This window comes from Flavobacterium silvisoli, assembly GCF_004329815.1.
In the GTDB taxonomy this organism is placed as follows: Bacteria; Bacteroidota; Bacteroidia; order Flavobacteriales; family Flavobacteriaceae; genus Flavobacterium; species Flavobacterium silvisoli.
In genome coordinates, this window is the sequence record NZ_SJPE01000013.1 from 1 (window position 1) to 18,678 (window position 18,678).

Annotated in this window: 19 protein-coding genes; 10 read left to right on the forward strand and 9 right to left on the reverse strand. The window is 36.4% G+C overall.

Annotated elements, in window-relative coordinates; translation table 11 throughout:
- Positions 1–316: 316 nt before the first annotated feature.
- On the reverse strand, positions 317–598 hold the full coding sequence (locus EZL74_RS10400; protein WP_131476548.1) for a hypothetical protein: 282 nt from the start codon (positions 596–598) through the stop codon (positions 317–319).
- A 98-nt stretch (positions 599–696) separates the two neighbouring features.
- On the opposite strand from EZL74_RS10400, the gene EZL74_RS10405 reads away from it, so the two are divergent.
- Together EZL74_RS10405 and EZL74_RS10410 are read left to right on the forward strand one after the other, a co-directional pair.
- Positions 697–1,551 carry an aldose 1-epimerase family protein gene (locus EZL74_RS10405; protein ID WP_131476549.1) on the forward strand — a complete coding sequence of 285 codons (855 nt, stop codon included), beginning with the start codon at positions 697–699 and terminating at the stop codon, positions 1,549–1,551.
- A gap of 20 nt (positions 1,552–1,571) precedes the next feature.
- A complete protein-coding gene (locus EZL74_RS10410) occupies positions 1,572–2,132 on the forward strand; it encodes a GNAT family N-acetyltransferase (protein WP_131476550.1) in 561 nt (186 codons plus the stop codon).
- Here EZL74_RS10410 and EZL74_RS10415 read toward each other — a convergent pair whose 3' ends face one another.
- Positions 2,133–2,366: a VF530 family protein gene (locus EZL74_RS10415; RefSeq protein ID WP_131476551.1), complete on the reverse strand. Its 234-nt coding sequence runs from the start codon at positions 2,364–2,366 to the stop codon at positions 2,133–2,135.
- A gap of 94 nt (positions 2,367–2,460) precedes the next feature.
- Positions 2,461–3,099: an outer membrane beta-barrel protein gene (locus EZL74_RS10420; RefSeq protein WP_131476552.1), complete on the reverse strand. Its 639-nt coding sequence runs from the start codon at positions 3,097–3,099 to the stop codon at positions 2,461–2,463.
- A 141-nt stretch (positions 3,100–3,240) separates the two neighbouring features.
- On the opposite strand from EZL74_RS10420, the gene smpB reads away from it, so the two are divergent.
- Complete coding sequence (gene smpB, locus EZL74_RS10425; RefSeq protein ID WP_131476553.1) at positions 3,241–3,693, forward strand: SsrA-binding protein SmpB; 453 nt, start codon at positions 3,241–3,243, stop codon at positions 3,691–3,693.
- Here the strand turns inward: smpB and EZL74_RS10430 are convergent.
- Entirely contained in the window at positions 3,690–4,331 is a 642-nt protein-coding gene (locus tag EZL74_RS10430) for a protein-L-isoaspartate(D-aspartate) O-methyltransferase (protein ID WP_131476554.1), read from the reverse strand. The two genes, smpB and EZL74_RS10430, sit on opposite strands and share 4 nt — an antisense overlap.
- Before the next feature lie 97 nt (positions 4,332–4,428).
- Between EZL74_RS10430 and EZL74_RS10435 the strand changes: the two genes are divergently transcribed.
- From EZL74_RS10435 to EZL74_RS10465, 7 genes are all read left to right on the forward strand, one after another.
- Entirely contained in the window at positions 4,429–5,403 is a 975-nt protein-coding gene (locus EZL74_RS10435) for a Gfo/Idh/MocA family protein (protein ID WP_131476555.1), read from the forward strand.
- A 9-nt stretch (positions 5,404–5,412) separates the two neighbouring features.
- A complete protein-coding gene (locus tag EZL74_RS10440; protein ID WP_131476556.1) occupies positions 5,413–6,300 on the forward strand; it encodes a 3-hydroxyacyl-CoA dehydrogenase family protein in 888 nt (295 codons plus the stop codon).
- Between the two features lie 15 nt (positions 6,301–6,315).
- Positions 6,316–7,533 (forward strand): DUF1015 domain-containing protein, encoded by a 1,218-nt coding sequence (locus tag EZL74_RS10445; RefSeq protein ID WP_131476557.1) that lies wholly within the window; start codon positions 6,316–6,318, stop codon positions 7,531–7,533.
- An 11-nt stretch (positions 7,534–7,544) separates the two neighbouring features.
- A complete protein-coding gene (locus EZL74_RS10450; protein WP_131476558.1) occupies positions 7,545–8,204 on the forward strand; it encodes a YggS family pyridoxal phosphate-dependent enzyme in 660 nt (219 codons plus the stop codon).
- Positions 8,205–8,219: 15 nt separating this feature from the next.
- On the forward strand, positions 8,220–9,581 hold the full coding sequence (locus tag EZL74_RS10455; RefSeq protein ID WP_131476559.1) for an exonuclease domain-containing protein: 1,362 nt from the start codon (positions 8,220–8,222) through the stop codon (positions 9,579–9,581).
- 79 nt (positions 9,582–9,660) lie between these two features.
- Complete coding sequence (gene miaA / locus EZL74_RS10460; protein ID WP_131476560.1) at positions 9,661–10,581, forward strand: tRNA (adenosine(37)-N6)-dimethylallyltransferase MiaA; 921 nt, start codon at positions 9,661–9,663, stop codon at positions 10,579–10,581.
- The gene (locus tag EZL74_RS10465; protein WP_131476561.1) at positions 10,581–11,318 is read left to right on the forward strand and encodes an acyl-[acyl-carrier-protein] thioesterase; all 738 of its coding nucleotides are present in this window, start codon (positions 10,581–10,583) and stop codon (positions 11,316–11,318) included. The genes miaA and EZL74_RS10465 overlap by 1 nt, the downstream gene beginning before the upstream one ends.
- Before the next feature lie 28 nt (positions 11,319–11,346).
- Here the strand turns inward: EZL74_RS10465 and EZL74_RS10470 are convergent, their stop codons facing one another.
- The 5 genes from EZL74_RS10470 to EZL74_RS10490 form a co-directional block, all read right to left on the reverse strand.
- Positions 11,347–12,048: a response regulator transcription factor gene (locus EZL74_RS10470; RefSeq protein WP_131476562.1), complete on the reverse strand. Its 702-nt coding sequence runs from the start codon at positions 12,046–12,048 to the stop codon at positions 11,347–11,349.
- A 5-nt stretch (positions 12,049–12,053) separates the two neighbouring features.
- On the reverse strand, positions 12,054–13,637 hold the full coding sequence (locus EZL74_RS10475; RefSeq protein WP_131476563.1) for a sensor histidine kinase: 1,584 nt from the start codon (positions 13,635–13,637) through the stop codon (positions 12,054–12,056).
- 79 nt (positions 13,638–13,716) lie between these two features.
- Positions 13,717–14,292, reverse strand: a complete 576-nt coding sequence (gene coaE / locus EZL74_RS10480; RefSeq protein WP_131476564.1) for a dephospho-CoA kinase — start codon at positions 14,290–14,292, stop codon at positions 13,717–13,719.
- Complete coding sequence (locus EZL74_RS10485; RefSeq protein WP_131476565.1) at positions 14,289–15,293, reverse strand: glycosyltransferase; 1,005 nt, start codon at positions 15,291–15,293, stop codon at positions 14,289–14,291. Before EZL74_RS10485 ends, coaE begins: the two co-directional genes overlap by 4 nt.
- A 91-nt stretch (positions 15,294–15,384) precedes the next feature.
- Positions 15,385–18,624, reverse strand: coding sequence for a T9SS-dependent choice-of-anchor J family protein (locus tag EZL74_RS10490; RefSeq protein WP_131476566.1), 3,240 nt, complete (start codon positions 18,622–18,624; stop codon positions 15,385–15,387).
- Between the last annotated feature and the right edge of the window lie 54 nt (positions 18,625–18,678).

The following is an 18,678-nucleotide window of genomic DNA, read 5'->3' on the forward strand; positions in this document are numbered from 1 at the left end:
AAGAACAAGATACCATAGCGAACACGATTGCTAAGGGCAACAATGCTCTAAACATTTTTGCTTTCATAGTAGTAGGTTAAGTTTTTAATAAAGTAGATGTGGGGCAAACACTTTATTTAATTAATAATGACAGAACGTATTGTTTGATTTGGTTGAGCAATACTACATATTTTATCGTTTAAAATACAAATAAAATCGATGAAATACACTTTTTATTTTATTATATAAGATAATTTCTTACTTATATATTGTTTTTCGATTGTTTTAATCGGATACCTGCAAAACTAAAAAACCACTCCAGAGAGTGGTTTTTTTATCAGGCTGATTTATAAATCCGGTTTATCGGAATCGAATGTCCCTGTTTGAGTATGACCCGTTGATCAGTCACTGCCCAAACGGTGGTTTCAACTACTTTCTTGGATTGATTGTCTTCAAAATAAATTTTAATTTTAGAATGTTCTAAATTTCCTAAAGCTAGGGCTCTGTTTAAATCAAAAAAACGCTGTTGAATTTCTTCACGTGATTCTAAAACATCAGAAGAGGGAAATGACAGAAGTTGTATTTTCTCCTTGTCAATAGTTTCGAAATTTGTTTTCATGTCTGTAGATTTAAGTTGGTAATAGATTAATGGGCAGAATAAAATTAAAAAAATATATTTGCGAAACAAATTATTCTGTTTAAAATTACAATTCAAAGTTGACTACAACCATCTCAAATTCAACACTAAAAGCAACAATTAATAACAAGGGAGCTGAACTCCAATCTTTGCAAAATATCAATTCAGAGCGAGAGTATATTTGGGAAGGAAACCCTGATTATTGGGGGAAACACGCTCCTATTCTCTTTCCTATTGTCGGAACGCTGAAAAATAATTCATATACATACAATGGTAAAAAATATGAATTACCGCGACATGGGTTTGCCAGAGACAAAGATTTTAAGCTGATATTCGTAACAAGTGATAAAGTAGTGTTTAGTTTACAATTTGATGCAAATACAAAATTGATTTATCCATTTGATTTTGAATTGCAACTGACGTATGAGCTCATCAATTGTGAATTGCAAATTACATACAAAGTAATCAATCATAGTATTACGGTCATGCCCTACTCTATTGGCGGTCATCCTGCTTTTGCACTGAATCAATCCTTTGAAACTTACCATTTGCGGTTTGAATCAGACGAAAGATTGATGAGCTATACTTTGGAAAACAATCTATTATCTGAAAATGTGAAGGAGATTCAGCTTCAAGACCATCTTTTACCCCTTACGTATTCACTTTTTGAACAAGATGCCTTGATTTTTAAAAAGTTACATTCTAAACAAATTCAAATTATTGAAAATAAAATACCAATTCTGAATTTTAAGTTTAACGATTTTCCTAATTTGGGAATTTGGACTCCACCTCAAGCGCCCTTTATTTGTCTCGAACCATGGGCCGGTTATTCGGATGTGGTTACTTCTACCGGAATTATTACTGAAAAAGAAGGAATTCAATTATTAGAGAGTAATTCTGAGAAAGAGTATCATTTTAGTATTGAAATTTTATAAATTTAATCCAAAAGAATTCTATGCTAATGATCAACTTCCATCCCTTTCAAAATTTAGAAACCGAACGATTATTGTTGCGTCGTCTGAACACAAACGATGTTGATGAAGTACTGGCAATGCGGGGAAATCCTGAGGTGATGAAATATATTCCTCGTCCGCTGGCCAAAACCAAAGAAGAGGCTTTGGAACACATTGCTATGATTGAAGAAAAAATAGAAAACAATACCGGAATCAATTGGGGAATTACCATCAAAGGAAGCAATAAAATCATTGGGATTATTGGTCATTATCGTATCCAACCCGAAAATTACCGGGCAGAAATCGGCTATATATCTTTGCCTCAATATAATGGCAAAGGGTATATCAGCGAAGCCATTAAAGCGGTTGTTGCATATGGTTTTAATCAAATGAATTTACATTCCATTGAAGCCGTTATTGATCCCGCCAATGTCGCATCGGAAAGAGTTTTACAGAAAAACGGCTTTGTAAAAGAAGCTCATATTTTAGAAAATGAATACTGGGATGGTAAGTTTTGGGACACCGTAATCTATTCTTTGCTGAAAAGAAATTTTAAAAAATGATTACTGGTTTTTCAATTTAGGCAAGGTATCTATGTAGAGTTTTTCTACTTTTTTTCGGGCCCAATCTGTTTTTCTCAAAAAAGTCAGACTCGATTTTACCGAAGGATTTTCACGAAAACATCTGATTGTAATCAATTCACCCAAAGTATCAAAACCATAAAAGGCCACAAGCTGCTCTAGCATATTTTGTAGAGTAATACCGTGTAGCGGGTTATTGGAGGTGTTGTTTTGCATGTCGTAAAAGTAATAAAAAAAACCGCCAATCAATCAAGAAAGGCGGTTCCTAGCGTCCGACCGAAATCAGACTACTAACCTATTAACTCATAAATTAAAACACGAATTTGAACCCGAAAGATAATGGAGAGGTCAAGTTTGGTGCACTGCCTCCCAAAGCATCAATATAAGCTTGATCTGCAGAAGCTACATGAGCAATCGAAAAATTGTTAACTGTAGTTTTGTCTCCTCCATCCGGTTTGATTGTTGTTGATGTAAAGTTGGCCAAGTCATACGAAAACTCTACCGAGAAATTTTTAGTTACGAAGAAATCGATACCGCCCGACATTGCCAAGCCATACTGATTTACTTTAGTGTTGGCTTCTTTTTCTTTACCTGAAATAATCGGTGCGGCCAATTGTCCGAAGAAATAGAAGTTACCGGCTATATTCCAGTATTTTCTAACCAACGGCTCTACTACTAGCAAGTTAGTATTAGCGGCAGTACCAGCGGCATTTTCTGATTTAATGTTAATCATGCCCACACCGGCTCCTACCGTAACGGATGGAGTAACGAAATAACCGGCTAAAGGCAAAATGGTAGTATTGGTGCCTTTATTATCTCCTTGTTTTGTTTGTTGGTAACCAAATTGAGCGGTAGCCCACCATGCTCCTTTAAGACCTTGACCTTTTTCTTGTGCTTGAGCAGTTATACTTAATAATGCAATTCCTGCTACTACTAATAATTTTTTCATTTTGAATATTGGTTTTAAATTATACACCAAAATTAGAATGAAGATTTTGCCGAAAAACTGATATAAATCATAGTTCACCTATTTTTTTTATTGCTAATTCCATCCCAAATTGCAGCAATAATTTATTACATTTGCCATCCCATGTTAAAAACTGTAAACATACTCAACAAGCGCGCTAAGTTCGATTATGAAATTATCGAAACCTACACGGCGGGTATTGTCCTAACCGGTACAGAAATTAAGTCTATACGATTGGGAAAAGCCAATATTACCGAGGGATTTTGCGAGTTTCACAACCATGAATTGTTTGCCATCAATACTCAAATTGATGAATATTTATATGGTAATCAGTTCAATCACAAAGCAAAGAGTGAACGCAAGTTGTTGCTGAATAAAAGAGAGTTGAAAAAGTTGGAAAGAGCCATGGACACTAAAGGATTGACCATCATTCCGCTCAAGTTGTTTACTAACGAAAAAGGAATTGCCAAGTTAGATATAGCTCTCTGCCGCGGAAAGAAAACCTACGATAAACGAGAGAGTCTAAAAGAGCAAGACACCAAACGCGATTTAGACCGAATTAAAAAATCGTTTTAATTTTTATCCTGCAACAGTGGTACAAAACGGAAATCACCAAACTCGTGCTTTTCAAACTGTCTTTCATTTTTGCGAATCAACATGGTCATGACCTGCTCATTTTCGCCTACCGGAATTACCAGCCTTCCCCCTACTTTCAATTGAGCCATCAATGCTTCCGGGATAATTGGAGCCCCTGCGGTTACTATAATGCTGTCAAACGGCGCAAAATTAGGCAAGCCTTTGTAGCCATCTCCAAAAGATAAATGTTTGGGTCTAATGCCTAACTTCGGCAATAAAGTTGAAGTGATTTTGAATAATTCGTTTTGTCTTTCTACTGAATATACTTTGGCTCCCAGAGTCACCAAAACAGCAGTTTGATACCCCGAACCTGTACCAATTTCCAGAATCTTATCATCCTTTTTAACCTGAAGTAATTCGGTTTGAAAAGCCACCGTATAGGGTTGTGAAATGGTTTGATTGGCAGCAATAGGAAATGCCTTATCCTGATAAGCAAAATCTTCAAAACTGGAATTCAAAAACAAATGTCTCGGAATTTTACGAATGGCATCTAAAACATTTTTATCCGTAATTCCTTTTTCTTCCAATTGCTTAGCTAATTGATTTCGAAGTCCTTGATGTTTACTGGTATCTTTCAATTTGGGTTGGGATTTATTTGGTAAAAATAGAAAACAAATTATCAATTATCAATTCCCATTTATCAATTAATTTCTATTTTTGGTAAAATTTTTTTTTATGCTAAAAGTTGGCGTTTTAGGTGCCGGTCACCTCGGAAAAATACACTTGCGTTTATTACAACAATCTGAAAAATACGAACTCGTTGGTTTTTACGACGAAAATCATGAAAACGGTGCTAAAATTGAAGCCGAATTTGGATATAAACAATTTGATACGATTGCTAAGCTAATCCACGCTGTTGATGTTATTGATATTGTTACTCCTACCCTCTCGCATTATAAATGTGCCAAAGTAGCCATCAAATCGGGCAAACATGTTTTTATAGAAAAACCCATTTCCACCACTGTTGAAGAAGCCGAAGAAATTATTGCGTTGGCCAAAGAATACAACGTTAAAGGACAAGTAGGACATGTTGAACGCTTCAATCCGGCCTTTACGGCAGTAAAAGACATGATTGATAATCCGATGTTCATCGAAACGCATCGATTGGCAGAATTTAATCCTCGCGGAACAGATGTGCCGGTGGTTTTAGACTTAATGATTCACGATATCGACGCAATTTTGAGCGTGGTAAAATCCAAAATCAAATCGGTGCATGCCAGCGGTGTTTCAGTGTTGAGTCAGTCCCCCGATATTTCAAATGCCCGTATCGAATTCGAAAATGGCTGTGTAGCCAATATTACTTCGAGCCGAATTTCGATGAAGAATATGCGTAAATCGAGGTTCTTTCAGAAAGACGCTTATATTTCGGTAGATTATTTAGATAAAACCTGTGAGGTGGTTAAAATGAAAGATGCTCCCGAAGTTCCCGGTGATTTTGATATGATTTTACAAAATGCCGAAGGCAAACGCAAACAAATCTATTTTGCCAATCCCGAAGTGCATCAAAACAACGCCATTTTAGATGAATTGGAAACCTTTGCCGATGCCATTACCAACAACACCACACCTATAGTTACACTGGAAGACGGGACAGAAGCTCTTCGCGTAGCCTACATGATCATCGATTCAATGAAACAAAATACAAACTAAACTAATACAATGAAAACAATAGCTGTAATAGGCGCAGGAACAATGGGCAACGGAATTGCCCACACTTTTGCTCAAAGCGGTTTTACCGTAAAATTAATTGATATTTCCGAAAAATCACTGGAAAAAGGCATGGCGACCATCGCTGCCAATTTAGACCGAATGGTAGCCAAAGGAAGTATTACAGAAGAAGATAAACACAAAACCATAAGCAACATCATCACTTACACTGATGTAAAAGACGGTGTTGTGGGAGCCGATTTAGTGGTGGAAGCCGCTACAGAAAATGTAGGTTTGAAGTTAAACATCTTCAAACAACTGAGCGAGGTATGTGATCACAATGTGATTTTGGCGACTAATACCTCTTCAATTTCTATCACTCAGATTGCCGCTCAGGTGGTTCATCCGGAACGAGTAATCGGGATGCACTTCATGAACCCGGTGCCTATCATGAAATTGGTTGAAATCATTCGCGGGTACAACACTTCTGATGAAGTAACAAAAATCATCATGGATTTATCGGTAAAATTAGGTAAAACTCCAACTGAAGTAAATGACTACCCTGGTTTTGTGGCCAACAGAATACTGATGCCAATGATTAACGAAAGCATCGAAACATTATATAACGGCGTGGCTGGTGTAAGCGAAATAGATACGGTGATGAAATTAGGAATGGCTCATCCAATGGGGCCATTACAACTAGCCGATTTTATTGGGTTGGATGTTTGTCTTTCTATTTTGAACGTAATGTATGATGGATTTAAAAATCCGAAATATGCTCCCTGCCCGCTTTTAGTAAACATGGTAATGGCCAGTAAATTAGGCGTTAAATCCGGTGAAGGATTTTACGATTACTCCGAATCAAAAAAGGCAGAGAAAGTAGCAAAACAATTTTCGTAATTATCAATTCAATAAATGAGTAAAATAATTCCTTTCAAAGCGGTTCGCCCTACGCCCGATAAAGTTGCATTGGTCACTTGCAGAAATTATGACGATTACAGTTCGGCTGAGTTAGCGGCTTGGTTGAGTTTTAATCCGTATTCGTTTTTGCATGTCATCAATCCGGCTTATATGCATTCGCAAAAAATCACGTTGGACAAGCGTTTTAAAGGAGTAGCTCATAAATACCAGGACTTCAAAGAAGATGGTGTTTTTATGGAAGAAGACAAAGCAGTTTTCTTTCTCTATGAAATTCAGACTAAAGCGCAGTCGTTCACCGGTATTGTTGCCGGCACTTCTATTGAAGATTACAAGAATAATGTCATCAAAAAGCACGAAGACACACTGCAATATCGGGTAGAATATTTTAAAGATTACTTGCATCAAACCGGTTTCAATACTGAGCCGGTTTTAATTACTTATCCTGATAATCAAATCCTGAACGACTGGATAGATAAAAAGAAAAAAAGCCAACCTATTTACAACTATTCTACCACCAATAAAGAAAAACATCAACTTTGGAAAATTGATACCGATGATGAAATCAATTGGCTGACCAAACAGTTTGAAAATATACCTGAGTTGTATATAGCCGATGGGCATCACCGTTCTGCTTCGGCCGAATTATTGTATGACGAAGACAAACATTTGGGCAACCAGAATTTAAACTATTTCATGAGTTTTCTCATTGCTGAAAGCAATGTGAAAATCTACGAATACAATCGAATCATTCGGGATTTGAATGGCTTTTCTAAAGAAGATTTTTTGACAAAATTGGCCGAAAACTTTATCATAAAAGATAAAGAACAGGAATTGTGGAAGCCACAAAGCAAGTTCGAATTCGGAATGTACTTGGATGGGAATTTTTATGCACTTTTTTACAAACAAGAAAACAAACAACCGTCAATTCTGGAAAACCTCGATGCGCAAATTTTGTATGATAAAGTTCTGCAACCTTTATTAGGTATTGAAGATTTACGAAATGATGAGCGGATTGAGTACATCCCCGGAAAACAATCCATTCTGACGATTAAAGAACTAGTAGATGAAGGTGAGTTTGAAGTAGGCTTCATGCTCTACCCTTCCGATATATCTGAGATTAAAGCATTGGCCGACAATAATTTAATCATGCCACCCAAAAGCACTTATATTGAACCAAAGTTCAGAAGCGGACTAATGGTTTATGAATTATAATCAGAAAACAAATGTCAATTAAAGACAATCTTCTCGAAATAAAATCTTCACTTCCCTCTCATGTAACCTTGGTGGCTGTTTCCAAAACCAAGCCCGTTACTGATTTAATGGAAGCTTATCAAGCCGGTCAGCGCATTTTTGGGGAAAATAAGATTCAGGAAATGACCGAAAAATGGCAGCAAATGCCAAAGGATATCGAGTGGCATATGATTGGCCATGTACAATCCAATAAGGTGAAGTATATGGTTCCTTACGTGAAACTGATTCACGGAGTTGACAGTTTGAAATTGCTGAAAGAAATCAATCGTCAGGCGGTTCGTTGGCGAAAAACGATCCATTGTTTGTTACAAATTCACATAGCCGAAGAAGAAACAAAATTTGGTTTGAACGAAAATGAACTGGAAGAATTACTGAATTCCGAAGAATTCAAAGCTATGGAAAAAATTAAAGTGATTGGATTGATGGGAATGGCTACTTTCACTGATAATCAAGAACAAATAATAAGAGAATTTCAACATCTGAAATCGATTTTTGATAAATACAAAACGCTGAACAGTGTCAACTGCCAGCTGAATACTTTGTCTATGGGTATGAGCGGCGACTACCAATTGGCTATAGCATGTGGCAGTACTATGGTTCGCATAGGAAGTAGTATCTTTGGCAACAGATAAAATCCAACACATAAGTTGTACGCTATACTCGACATAGAAACCACCGGAGGCCAATTCAACGAAGAAGGCATTACTGAAATTGCCATCTATAAATTTGATGGTCATGAAGTGGTGGATCAATTCATCAGCTTGGTTAATCCCGAAAAGCCAATTCAGCCGTTTGTCGTAAAACTTACCGGCATCAATAATGCCATGTTGCGCTCTGCACCTAAGTTTTATGAAATAGCCAAACGAGTTATAGAAATTACTCAGGATTGTATTGTAGTAGCACACAACGCCTCTTTTGATTACCGAATTCTCCGCACGGAGTTCTCCCGATTGGGATATGATTATGTCAAACCTACTCTTTGTACAGTTGAATTATCACAAAAACTGATTCCGGGTCAGGCCTCTTATAGTTTAGGAAAATTGGTTCGCTCTTTAGGCATACCGGTTACCGACAGGCATCGTGCCAGTGGTGATGCTATGGCAACGGTTAAACTGTTTAAGATGCTTTTGGCAAAAGATGTAGAGAAAGAAATTTTAATCAGTTTAATCAAAGCCGAAATCAAAAAAGGATTGTCTCCTAAATTGCTTGATATTGTTGAAAGTATGCCAACCAAAACCGGTATTTACTACATTCACAATGAGAAAGGTGATTTGATTTACATTGGTAAAAGCAAAAACATTAAGAAACGTATCAACCAGCATTTTACGGGAACTTCGGGCAAAAGCAAAAAAATTCAGCGTGATGTGTTTGCGGTAACTTATGAGGAAACCGGCAGCGAGTTGATTGCATTGCTCAAAGAAAGTGAAGAAATCAAAATCAACAAGCCCATATACAATCGGGCGCAACGCAAAACCATTTTTCAATACGCGTTGTATGTTGAAAAAGATGCGAATGGATATTTGGCTCTGAAAGTGCAAAAAGCCGATGGCAGAAAAAAAGAAATTACCTCCTTTACTTCTATGCAGGAAGGCAAGAATTTGTTGCACCGAATTACTGCCGAGCATCAATTATGCCAAAAAATAAACGGATTATACGAAACTAAAAACGGTTGTTTTCAACTTAAAATCAAAGAGTGCAAAGGCGCTTGTTTGAACCAGGAGCCGCCCGAAGAATACAACGAGCGTGTGGAAGAATTCATCAACGAAATGAAATTCGAAAACAAAAATATGGTCATCATTGATCGCGGTAGAAATGTGAATGAACGCAGTGCTGTTTTAATTGAAAACGGAATTTATAAAGGCTATTGTTTCTTCGATTTGAATTACCAAGTGAACAACATCGAAATCCTCAAAAACCTAATCATTCCGATGCAAAACAACCGCGACACACGAACCATCATCCAAGGATATTTGCGTCGTCACAAGGTTATGAAGATTATTAATTTTTAATATTTGAAGCTATTTCCCGCTATCCGTTATATCTTTTGTTGAACAACAAAAGGATGCCACTCCTATCGGGGCTAAAAACATGAATCATCTAATCACCATAATCGGACCGACAGCCATAGGGAAAACTTCCTTGAGCATTGCATTGGCAAAACATTTCGAATGTAGTATTCTATCCTGTGACAGCCGACAGTTTTTTAAAGAAATGAGCATCGGAACTGCAGCTCCCAATAAAGATGAATTGGATGCTGCTCCCCATTATTTCATACAAAACAAATCGATTTTTGAAAATTATACTGTGGGCGATTTTGAACAGGAAGCTATAACTAAACTGGACGAGTTATTTTCTGCAAACAACGTTCAAATCATGGTTGGCGGATCGGGACTGTATGTTGATGCCGTTTTGAAAGGCTTTGATGATTTCCCAGATATAGAATCAACTATAAGAAGTAAAATAAATTCTGATTTTGAATTACTTGGAATTGATTACCTCCAAAACAAGTTGAAAGAATTTGACGGCAAATATTATCAAAAACTGCTGACCGAAAATCCTCAAACGCTTCAGAATCCACAACGTATGAAACGCTTTGTCGAAGTATGTTTAGGAACCGGTAAACCCTATTCGAGCTTTATAGGTCAAAAGAAAAACAATCGACACTTCATGCCTATCATTATAGGTTTAGAAGCCGAAAGAGAGGTTATGTACGACCGAATCAATAAACGTGTTGATATCATGATAAAGGAAGGACTTTTAGAAGAAGCCAAAGCCTTGCATCCGTACAAACATTTAAATGCTTTACAAACGGTTGGCTATCGTGAACTTTTCGACTATTTTGACGGTAAGGTGAGTTTGAAATTTGCCATAGAAGAAATTAAGAAAAACACAAGACGTTTTGCCAAACGCCAGTTGACTTGGTTTAAAAGAACTGAAAATGCCGTTTGGTTTGATTATTTAACCGAGCAAGAAAAAATCATCAATTACATTCAATCTAAGACTAAATAATGCCAATTGCACCTAATTTTACTTCTGTATTGCAACAGGATTGGACCATCAATTTTCTTCAGTGTTACCCCAACGGGTACTTGAAGTATACCGATTTATGCAATATTCTGCAATTAACTGCGGGGTTACATGCAGAATTAGGAGGTATTAGTTTTACCGACATGCAGCTACATAATCAGGCATGGGTTTTAAGCCGAATGCGGGTTGAAATAAAGCGATTGCCAAAATGGAAAGATACAGTTACGGTAAAAACCTGGATTAATTCATTGGAAAATTCCCGTTCAATCCGTTGTTTGGAAGTATATCTTAATGGTGAAAAAATTATTGGATGCGAAACCTTTTGGGCAGTATTCAATACCGATACCCGTCGACCTGAATCACTAGCTCTTCCGCATGAACATTTTGAAAAATATCCAATCAGAGCTACTCAACATCCTTTTACTAAAATCGATTTTCAACATGTAATGCAGCCCAAAGCCACTCATACGATAAAACTTTCGGATTTAGACATAGTGAATCATGCCAACAGTGTGAAGTATTTAGAATGGTGCTTGGATGCTGCGGATTTAACTGTAATTCAAAATCAAAAAATTGAGAGTTTTGAAATGAATTATTTAAAAGAAGTTTCTCTTAATGACACAGTAACCATAAGCAGTCACCATTCAGAAAGCCAAGTAACGTTTGCCGTTCATAGGGAAGACAAAGTTAATTTTGCTTTACAGTTACACTTAAAATAAAAAGGCTCCGGTTTCCCAGAGCCTCTTCTTATTTTTTTACTACCAATCGGAATCCTTCGCCATGAATGTTGAGGATTTCTACGTTCGGGTCTTCTTTGAGGTATTTACGCAATTTGGCAATGTAAACGTCCATACTTCTGGAAGTAAAGTAATTATCTTCTCTCCAAATTTTGGTTAAGGCCAATTCTCTTGGCATTAAATCATTTTCATAAGTAGCCATCATTTTCAGCAAATCAGATTCTTTTGGTGATAATTTGATTGGCTCTTGATCTCCGAATTTCAGGTAACGCAACTTTGAATTTAAAAGGAATTTACCTATTTGGAATTCAAATTTAGCCGGTTCATTTTTATTTTCAGCTGACTTTCTTTGGATGATTGCTTTGATTTTCATCAACAATACATCAGAGTCAAAAGGTTTGTTTAAATAGTCATCAGCACCAACTTTATATCCTTTCATTACATCTTCTTTCATTGACTTTGCTGTTAAGAAAATCAATGGCACATCTTTGTTCTTTTCTCTTATTTCTTTAGCCAAAGTATAACCGTCTTTGTAAGGCATCATTACATCCAAAATGCACAAATCGAAATTGTCTTTTTTGAACTTTTCAAAACCTTCCATGCCGTTTTTGGCTAAGGTTACATCAAAATCATTTAGAGTCAGATACTCTCTCAAAACTATTCCGAAGTTCTGGTCATCTTCTACTAAAAGAATTTTTTTGTTTGTTTCCATATATGTTAATTTATGAGTGGGACTTTAATTATAAATGTGCTTCCTTTTCCTTTTTCGCTTTCAACAGTTATTTGACTGTTGTGATCGTCCAGTATTCTTTTTACATAAGCCAAGCCTAAACCATGGCCTTTAACATTGTGCAAATCACCGGTGTGTTCGCGATAAAATTTTTCAAATATTCTTTTTTGGGCCGCTTTTGTCATACCGGCACCCTGATCTTTAATTTTTATAATGATAAAATCTTTAACGTTTTCCGTGTAAATATCAATTACCGGTGCTAATGGCGAATATTTAATAGCATTGTCCAGTATATTTACAATAACATTGGTAAAATGTACATCATTTAACAGAGCAGTATTTCTGGTGGCTTCAAAATGCGTTGTAATGGTTCCTCCTCTGTCTTCTACAATCAAGTTAACATGTTCTATAGCGTCTTCAATGATGTCATGGATGTTATTGGATTCTTTATTGATTTCTAACTCTTTTTTCTCCAGCTTGGAAATGCGCAATACGTTTTCAACCTGAGCATGCATTCTTTTGTTTTCATCGCGTATCATTTGCAAATAGCGATAAACCTTTTCTTTGTCCTCAATTACTTTTGGGTTTTTGATGGCGTCTAAAGCTAAATTTATCGTTGCTATAGGTGTTTTAAACTCGTGCGTCATGTTGTTGATGAAATCGGTTTTTATTTCCGATATCTGACGCTGTTTAATTACCTGACTCAAAGCATTTGAATAAGCGATAATGATGATGAGGGTAAAAATGATTGACAATATGCAAATACCAACCAGTTCTGAGAATAAAAATTTCTCTTTTTGTGGAAAAGTTACCAGTAGCTGGTACTTATTTACTCCGTCATTATCAATAAAAATGGGAATGGAATAGGTAGATTCTTTATCATATTTAAACTTTTCCGATTTTATTTTTGTGGCTAATCCGTTGCTGTAAACGTTGAATTCAAATGGAGTTTTTACTCCGTAATTATTGAGTTCTTCAAAAAGCAATTTCTGCAGCATTTCACTGGAAACCCTTTCCTGAATGGGCTTTAAAGCTGCAATGTCTTTAAATACCATTTCAAATTGAGAGTCTAATAAGTCAGTACGCCCCTTTTTTTCAATTTTGATATCGGGCGTAATGGTGTGATTGGCAGAAAGATTGTCGATGTTACCTTTGTTATAAATTTCAGTTTTTCTGTTGGCAGATAAACTTTTAATTTTTTTTACGGTATCCGTTTTAGTATCAAAGAACGATGATGTAATGCCATAGTCTTCAGAAATGATGCTGTTGGAATAGATAATAGTTTCATTAGTACGGGTGTCTCTTTGATAAAGACGCAATTCTAAGAAATCATTTTTATCCGGAATTTTACCGGTACTGTCTTTTAAATGATTGTAACGTTCATAATACGTATACATTTCATTATTATTCAACTTTTCCGCAACATTACCAAGAACCTGCTTTACGTGAAATTTAAATTGCTCCTGATTGTTCTCAAACGATTTATCAAACCAATATACCTGAACAAGTATTATACCTATTAAGGATAAACTCATTAAAATGACAAGTAATCGGAAAAACAATTTATTCATCAAACAAATTTAGCATTTTAACATTTATACGATAAATACATTAACCAAACATTAACATCTCATTCTATTATTATTGATTTTATAATAATTTAAGAATTTTATCAGTTTGTTTTTGGGTTTCTTTAACAGAAATATTATGAATTACATAATCGCTTTGATCAATGCGTTGTTCGTCGGTCCATTGATTTTGCATTCTTTGCAAAACGTTTTCACGACTGGTCTTGTCGCGTGCAATGACTCTCTGGATTCTTGTTTCTAAGGGAGCGGTTACAGTTATTACAGCATCACAATCGCGATAGCTTCCGCTTTCAAATAATATTGCAGCTTCTTTTATTACAAACGGATAAGTACTATGATGATGCAACCAAGTTTCGAAGTGTTTTTTAACAGCCGGATGAATAATAGCATTGAGTTTTTGAAGTTTATTCGGATCAGTAAAGACAATTTTAGCTAATTTTTCTCTGTTGAGACTGTTGTTCACAAATATCTCATCACCAAACTCATTGACGATAGCATCAATAACTTCTCTGGTCTCCATCAAGTTTTTGGCTTCATCATCGGCAATATAAACAGGAATACCTAATGACTTCATATAATTTGCAATCATCGTTTTGCCACTCCCTATTCCTCCGGTCAGTCCTATTATTTTGGTCATGATTTTATTTTAAAAAATAACTCCGGAAATGCTTCTTCCGGTTTTCTTTTCTGAAGTTTGATTTTGATAAAAGAAATTAAGTAGCCTCTTCCATATCCGAAAAATTGTTTTGTGACTGCTATCAGGGCCAAAAGTCCAATTTCAATACTTTTATTTTCAATGCTGGCAAAAACAAAAATTAAAATATAATAAAAGGCGTAGCAGAGTATAGGAAATTCAATGCCAAATAAAAACAAGAATAGTGCACAAACAAATCCTAAAACAAATAAAGAAGGAAAAAGAAACGTGATCTTACTATATTCGGGATACCAAGAATCTAAAATTGGTCTGGCTTTTCCGAATTTTGTCACTTGCAGCGAGAATTTATCCCAATCGATTCTTCTTTTGTGGTATACAAATGCTCTTGAAAACAATCTTGTTTGAAAACCCAATTTCCATAGCCTGATGGATAAATCAGGATCTTCTCCCGGATGAATATTTCCGAAACCATTAGAAGCTTGGAAAGCTTTTTTAGAAATACCCATATTAAAACTGCGCGGTTGGAATTTGTTTAATTTTTCAGATCCGCCTCTGATACCGCCGGTAGTTAAAAATGAAGTCATGGCAAAATTAATGGCCTTTTGAATTTTAGAAAATGAATCAAGTGCAGCATCAGAACCACCAAAGCAATCAACATAATTAGCATTCAATTCATTTTCAACTTCCGATAAATACTGCTTAGGTATTATACAATCAGAGTCAAAAATGATATAATAGTCTCCTTTTGCTACTCTCATACCGTAATTTCGTGAATCACCCGGGCCTGAATTTTCTTTAAAATAATAAGAGATGTTTAATACGTCTTGATATTTTTCAACAACTTCTTTACATGTTACCGATGAGCCATCCTCAACAATTACAATTTCGTATTCTTTAGAATAATCACTCTTCACTAAACTTTCCAAAAGCTCATCAACTTCGTCTGGACGATTATAAACCGGTATAATTATTGAAAACAACATGCTAAAATTTTTATCAAAGATAAGTTTTATTAAAAAGAAAAACCACCTAAATAATTAGGTGGTTTTTAAATTTAAATAGAATTATATAAGATTATTGCTTGATAACCTTGATTGTTTTTACTTGTCCATCTGAAGTTACTTTTACCATGTAAGCTCCATCAGATAAGTGTGACATGTCAACCTGAGCTTCATTCGCATTAAATTTGTTTGAACTCATTTTTTGTCCTAACATATTGAATACTTCAACATTTGATATGGCTTGGTTGTACGATAAATTAAGAACATTTTTCACCGGATTAGGATAGTAAGTAAAACTTCCGTTATCAAATGAATTGTTACCTAAAGTATTAGAAACAGTCAAATCATAGGTTCCTCTGCTTGAAGGAGATGTAGAGAATACTCTTAAGTAATAAGTAGTTGCAGGTGTTAAACCTGTTAGAGCAAGAGTACCTCCTGTTGTAGTACAAGATCCTGTAACCATAGTTAATGATCCACAGTTACCACTATACAACGCATATCCATTAACACCTGTCGGATTAGCCAAAGAAATAGTAATGCTTGTAGCTGAGGCAGAATCAAACACATACCAAGTATCATAATAGGCTAAGAATTGATTTCCGCAACTTGGATAAGCTGTATCTAAACTCGCAGTTGAACATAAGTTATTAGCGCCTGTCACTGTAGTACCTAATGTTAATGGCATAGCTGTTGAACACTCATCATTGGTTGTAGCAGGAGTACATGCTGCAGCACAGTTTACTGTCAAAGCAAAGTTTAATGCATTTGAAGTATAAGCATAAACCAATATGTAGTAATCAGTACCGGCAACAGTATTGAAAGTTACACCTGAAGCCAATGTATTGGTAGAACATCCTGCTGTTTGCAAATCATCATTTCCGCCGATACAATTCAAATTACCACAAGCTCCTGTGAATACAGCAAGTCTTGAATCACCTGTTGTTATAGTTGGTGAACAAGTTGTTACGGTTACTGTACTTCCATCTCCAACATATTTATACCAAACTCCATTAGTGTTTTGTGTTGTAACATTAGCGATGCCACAAACAGCAACACCTTCATTGGTTGTTCCTTCTGTTGTACCTAAAGTCGTCGAACCACAAGCAACTGTAATGGCGCCTGAACAATCATCATTCGTTGGCGGTGGCGGTGGTGTACCGACACATACATTAAAAGTAGTATTCTGGCCACCTGTAGCAGTATAGGTATTAACTCGTACAAAATAAGTTTGACCAACAGTCAATCCTGATGGGTTACTAGTGTCAGCATCAGAACATGAACCCGGAACCAAAGTTAAACTACCGCAATCAGAACCTGTCCATAATGAGTGGTACATATCTGTTGCAGATCCGGAAACATTAGTAAGACTGATTCTGTGTGCAGTGGCTGTTGCTTCAAAAGAGAACCAAACATCATCATCTTCTGCTCCTGAACATGCAGTAGTGTCAGTATTTGAAGCAGTCGCACCTGCAACTGTACCCGGAGTAACTACAGCGCACAAATAATCAGGATTTACAGTTAATCCAATAGCTCCTGAACAATCATCATTCGCTGGTGGTGGTGGTGGTGAACCTACACAAATGTTAAAAGTTGTATTTTGACCACCTGTAGCGGTATAAGTGTAAACTCTTATGAAATAAGTTTGACCGATTGTTAATCCACTTGGATTACTAGTCTCAGGATCTGAACAAGTTCCAGGAACTAATGTTAAACTACCACAATCAGAACCTGTCCATAATGAATGGTACATATCTGTTGTAGAACCCGAAGCATTCAAGATACTGATTTTATGATTTGTAGATGTGGCGACGAATGAAAACCAAACATCATCATCTTCAGTTCCAAAACAAGCAGAAGCATCAACAGGCGATGCTGTTGCTCCTAAAACAGTTCCAGGTGTAACTACTGCACAAGAGTAATCCGGATTAACGGTTAATGCAACAGCGCCTGAACAATTATCATTGGCCGGTGGTGGTGGTGGTGTACCAATACAAATATTAAATGTGGTATTTTGACCAGTTGTAGCTGTGTAGGTATATACTCTTACATAATAAGTTTGTCCTATGGTTAAACCTGAAGGAAAACTATTATCAGGATCTGAACAGGTACCTGGTACCAAAGTCAAACTGTTACAATCAGAACCTGTCCATAAAGAATGGTACATGTCTGTTGTAGAGCCCGAAGCATTCAAAATACTGATTTTATGTGAAGTAGATGTTGCAACGAATGAAAACCAAACATCATCATCTTCAGTTCCTGAACAAACAGCTGAATCAACGTTTGAAGCAGTTGCTCCTACAACAGTGCCCGGCGTAACGGTTCCACATAAATAGTCAGGATTAACAGTCAAAGAAATAGCTCCTGAACATTCGTCGTTTGCTGGTGGTGGTGGTGGTGTAACAGTAAGGACTCCACTTAAAAAAGTAGTTCCGTCCCAAAAAGAACCATCCTCACTGGAGTTAATTCCTCCGTAAAAATAGCTTCCGTTACCTAGTAAAAAACGGGTGGCATAATAATAGGTTCCCTGGGTTAATGTCGAACCAATTGTAGCCTTGTATTGGTCATTATTACCAACTTCCATATCAAAAGTTGCGGCAGTCCAGTTAGTCCATGTGTTTGGATTAGTGTTGGTTGAACTGTATCCTACCCATGCTTGGATGCCTGGAGCTTGTCCTGAAGTAACATCTGTAAGACCAGCCTCAGATACTTGTCCATAAACGGTAACATTACCACCTTGTGGAATAGTTGCAGTTGCAGGTGACTGTAAGCTAACAAAATCAAGCGGATTTGGTAAAGCCCCAACAGAGATGTCATCGAGATACAGTTCCCATTCGTCAGTAGTTGTACTTCTGAATGCAATGTAAACTGTTTGCCCTAAATATGCCGTTAAGGGATAGCTGAACTTTTGCCAATTCGTATTGGGTTGAACTGTACTGGCAATAGTAGTAGTAAAATCTGAGCTTGCTGTACCTGCAGTTGACAATAAGATATCAAAAGGTTCCGGGAAGGTATTAGATCTTTGTTTAGCCCAAACCGTCAAAAAATCTGTTACACCTGCAGTAACGGTAAATTGAGGTGTGATCAAATAATCATCGTGAGCCGTTGAACCATAAATAAGTTTCGCAACGTTGGTACCGCTGTTTCCGGTGCCTACATTAGGAACGCCAAAAGTCCAAGTGTTTGGATCTCCTCCATTGTTCACTGTCCAACCTGCCGGGGTTGTTGTACCTGCGTCGAAGTTTTGGCTAAACTGAGCAGAGGACGACAAAATCCCTCCAAGAAGAAAAAAGAACAAAAATGTAATTTTTTTCATAAAAGTTATAGTTTAAAAGTTAATTGCCTATAAAGATAGAAATTATTAAAAAAG

What these genes read in the sequence shown, in the direction of transcription:
- miaA (WP_131476560.1), top strand. Translation starts at nt 9,661, where the DNA reads ATGAATCATCTAATCACCATAATCGGACCGACAGCCATAGGGAAAACT.
- EZL74_RS10445 (WP_131476557.1), top strand. Translation starts at nt 6,316, where the DNA reads ATGAGTAAAATAATTCCTTTCAAAGCGGTTCGCCCTACGCCCGATAAA.
- EZL74_RS10440 (WP_131476556.1), top strand. Translation starts at nt 5,413, where the DNA reads ATGAAAACAATAGCTGTAATAGGCGCAGGAACAATGGGCAACGGAATT.
- EZL74_RS10435 (WP_131476555.1), top strand. Translation starts at nt 4,429, where the DNA reads ATGCTAAAAGTTGGCGTTTTAGGTGCCGGTCACCTCGGAAAAATACAC.
- smpB (WP_131476553.1), top strand. Translation starts at nt 3,241, where the DNA reads ATGTTAAAAACTGTAAACATACTCAACAAGCGCGCTAAGTTCGATTAT.
- EZL74_RS10470 (WP_131476562.1), bottom strand. Translation starts at nt 12,048, where the DNA reads ATGGAAACAAACAAAAAAATTCTTTTAGTAGAAGATGACCAGAACTTC.
- EZL74_RS10410 (WP_131476550.1), top strand. Translation starts at nt 1,572, where the DNA reads ATGCTAATGATCAACTTCCATCCCTTTCAAAATTTAGAAACCGAACGA.
- EZL74_RS10415 (WP_131476551.1), bottom strand. Translation starts at nt 2,366, where the DNA reads ATGCAAAACAACACCTCCAATAACCCGCTACACGGTATTACTCTACAA.
- EZL74_RS10450 (WP_131476558.1), top strand. Translation starts at nt 7,545, where the DNA reads ATGTCAATTAAAGACAATCTTCTCGAAATAAAATCTTCACTTCCCTCT.
- EZL74_RS10420 (WP_131476552.1), bottom strand. Translation starts at nt 3,099, where the DNA reads ATGAAAAAATTATTAGTAGTAGCAGGAATTGCATTATTAAGTATAACT.
- EZL74_RS10475 (WP_131476563.1), bottom strand. Translation starts at nt 13,637, where the DNA reads ATGAATAAATTGTTTTTCCGATTACTTGTCATTTTAATGAGTTTATCC.
- EZL74_RS10485 (WP_131476565.1), bottom strand. Translation starts at nt 15,293, where the DNA reads ATGTTGTTTTCAATAATTATACCGGTTTATAATCGTCCAGACGAAGTT.
- coaE (WP_131476564.1), bottom strand. Translation starts at nt 14,292, where the DNA reads ATGACCAAAATAATAGGACTGACCGGAGGAATAGGGAGTGGCAAAACG.
- EZL74_RS10490 (WP_131476566.1), bottom strand. Translation starts at nt 18,624, where the DNA reads ATGAAAAAAATTACATTTTTGTTCTTTTTTCTTCTTGGAGGGATTTTG.
- EZL74_RS10400 (WP_131476548.1), bottom strand. Translation starts at nt 598, where the DNA reads ATGAAAACAAATTTCGAAACTATTGACAAGGAGAAAATACAACTTCTG.
- EZL74_RS10465 (WP_131476561.1), top strand. Translation starts at nt 10,581, where the DNA reads ATGCCAATTGCACCTAATTTTACTTCTGTATTGCAACAGGATTGGACC.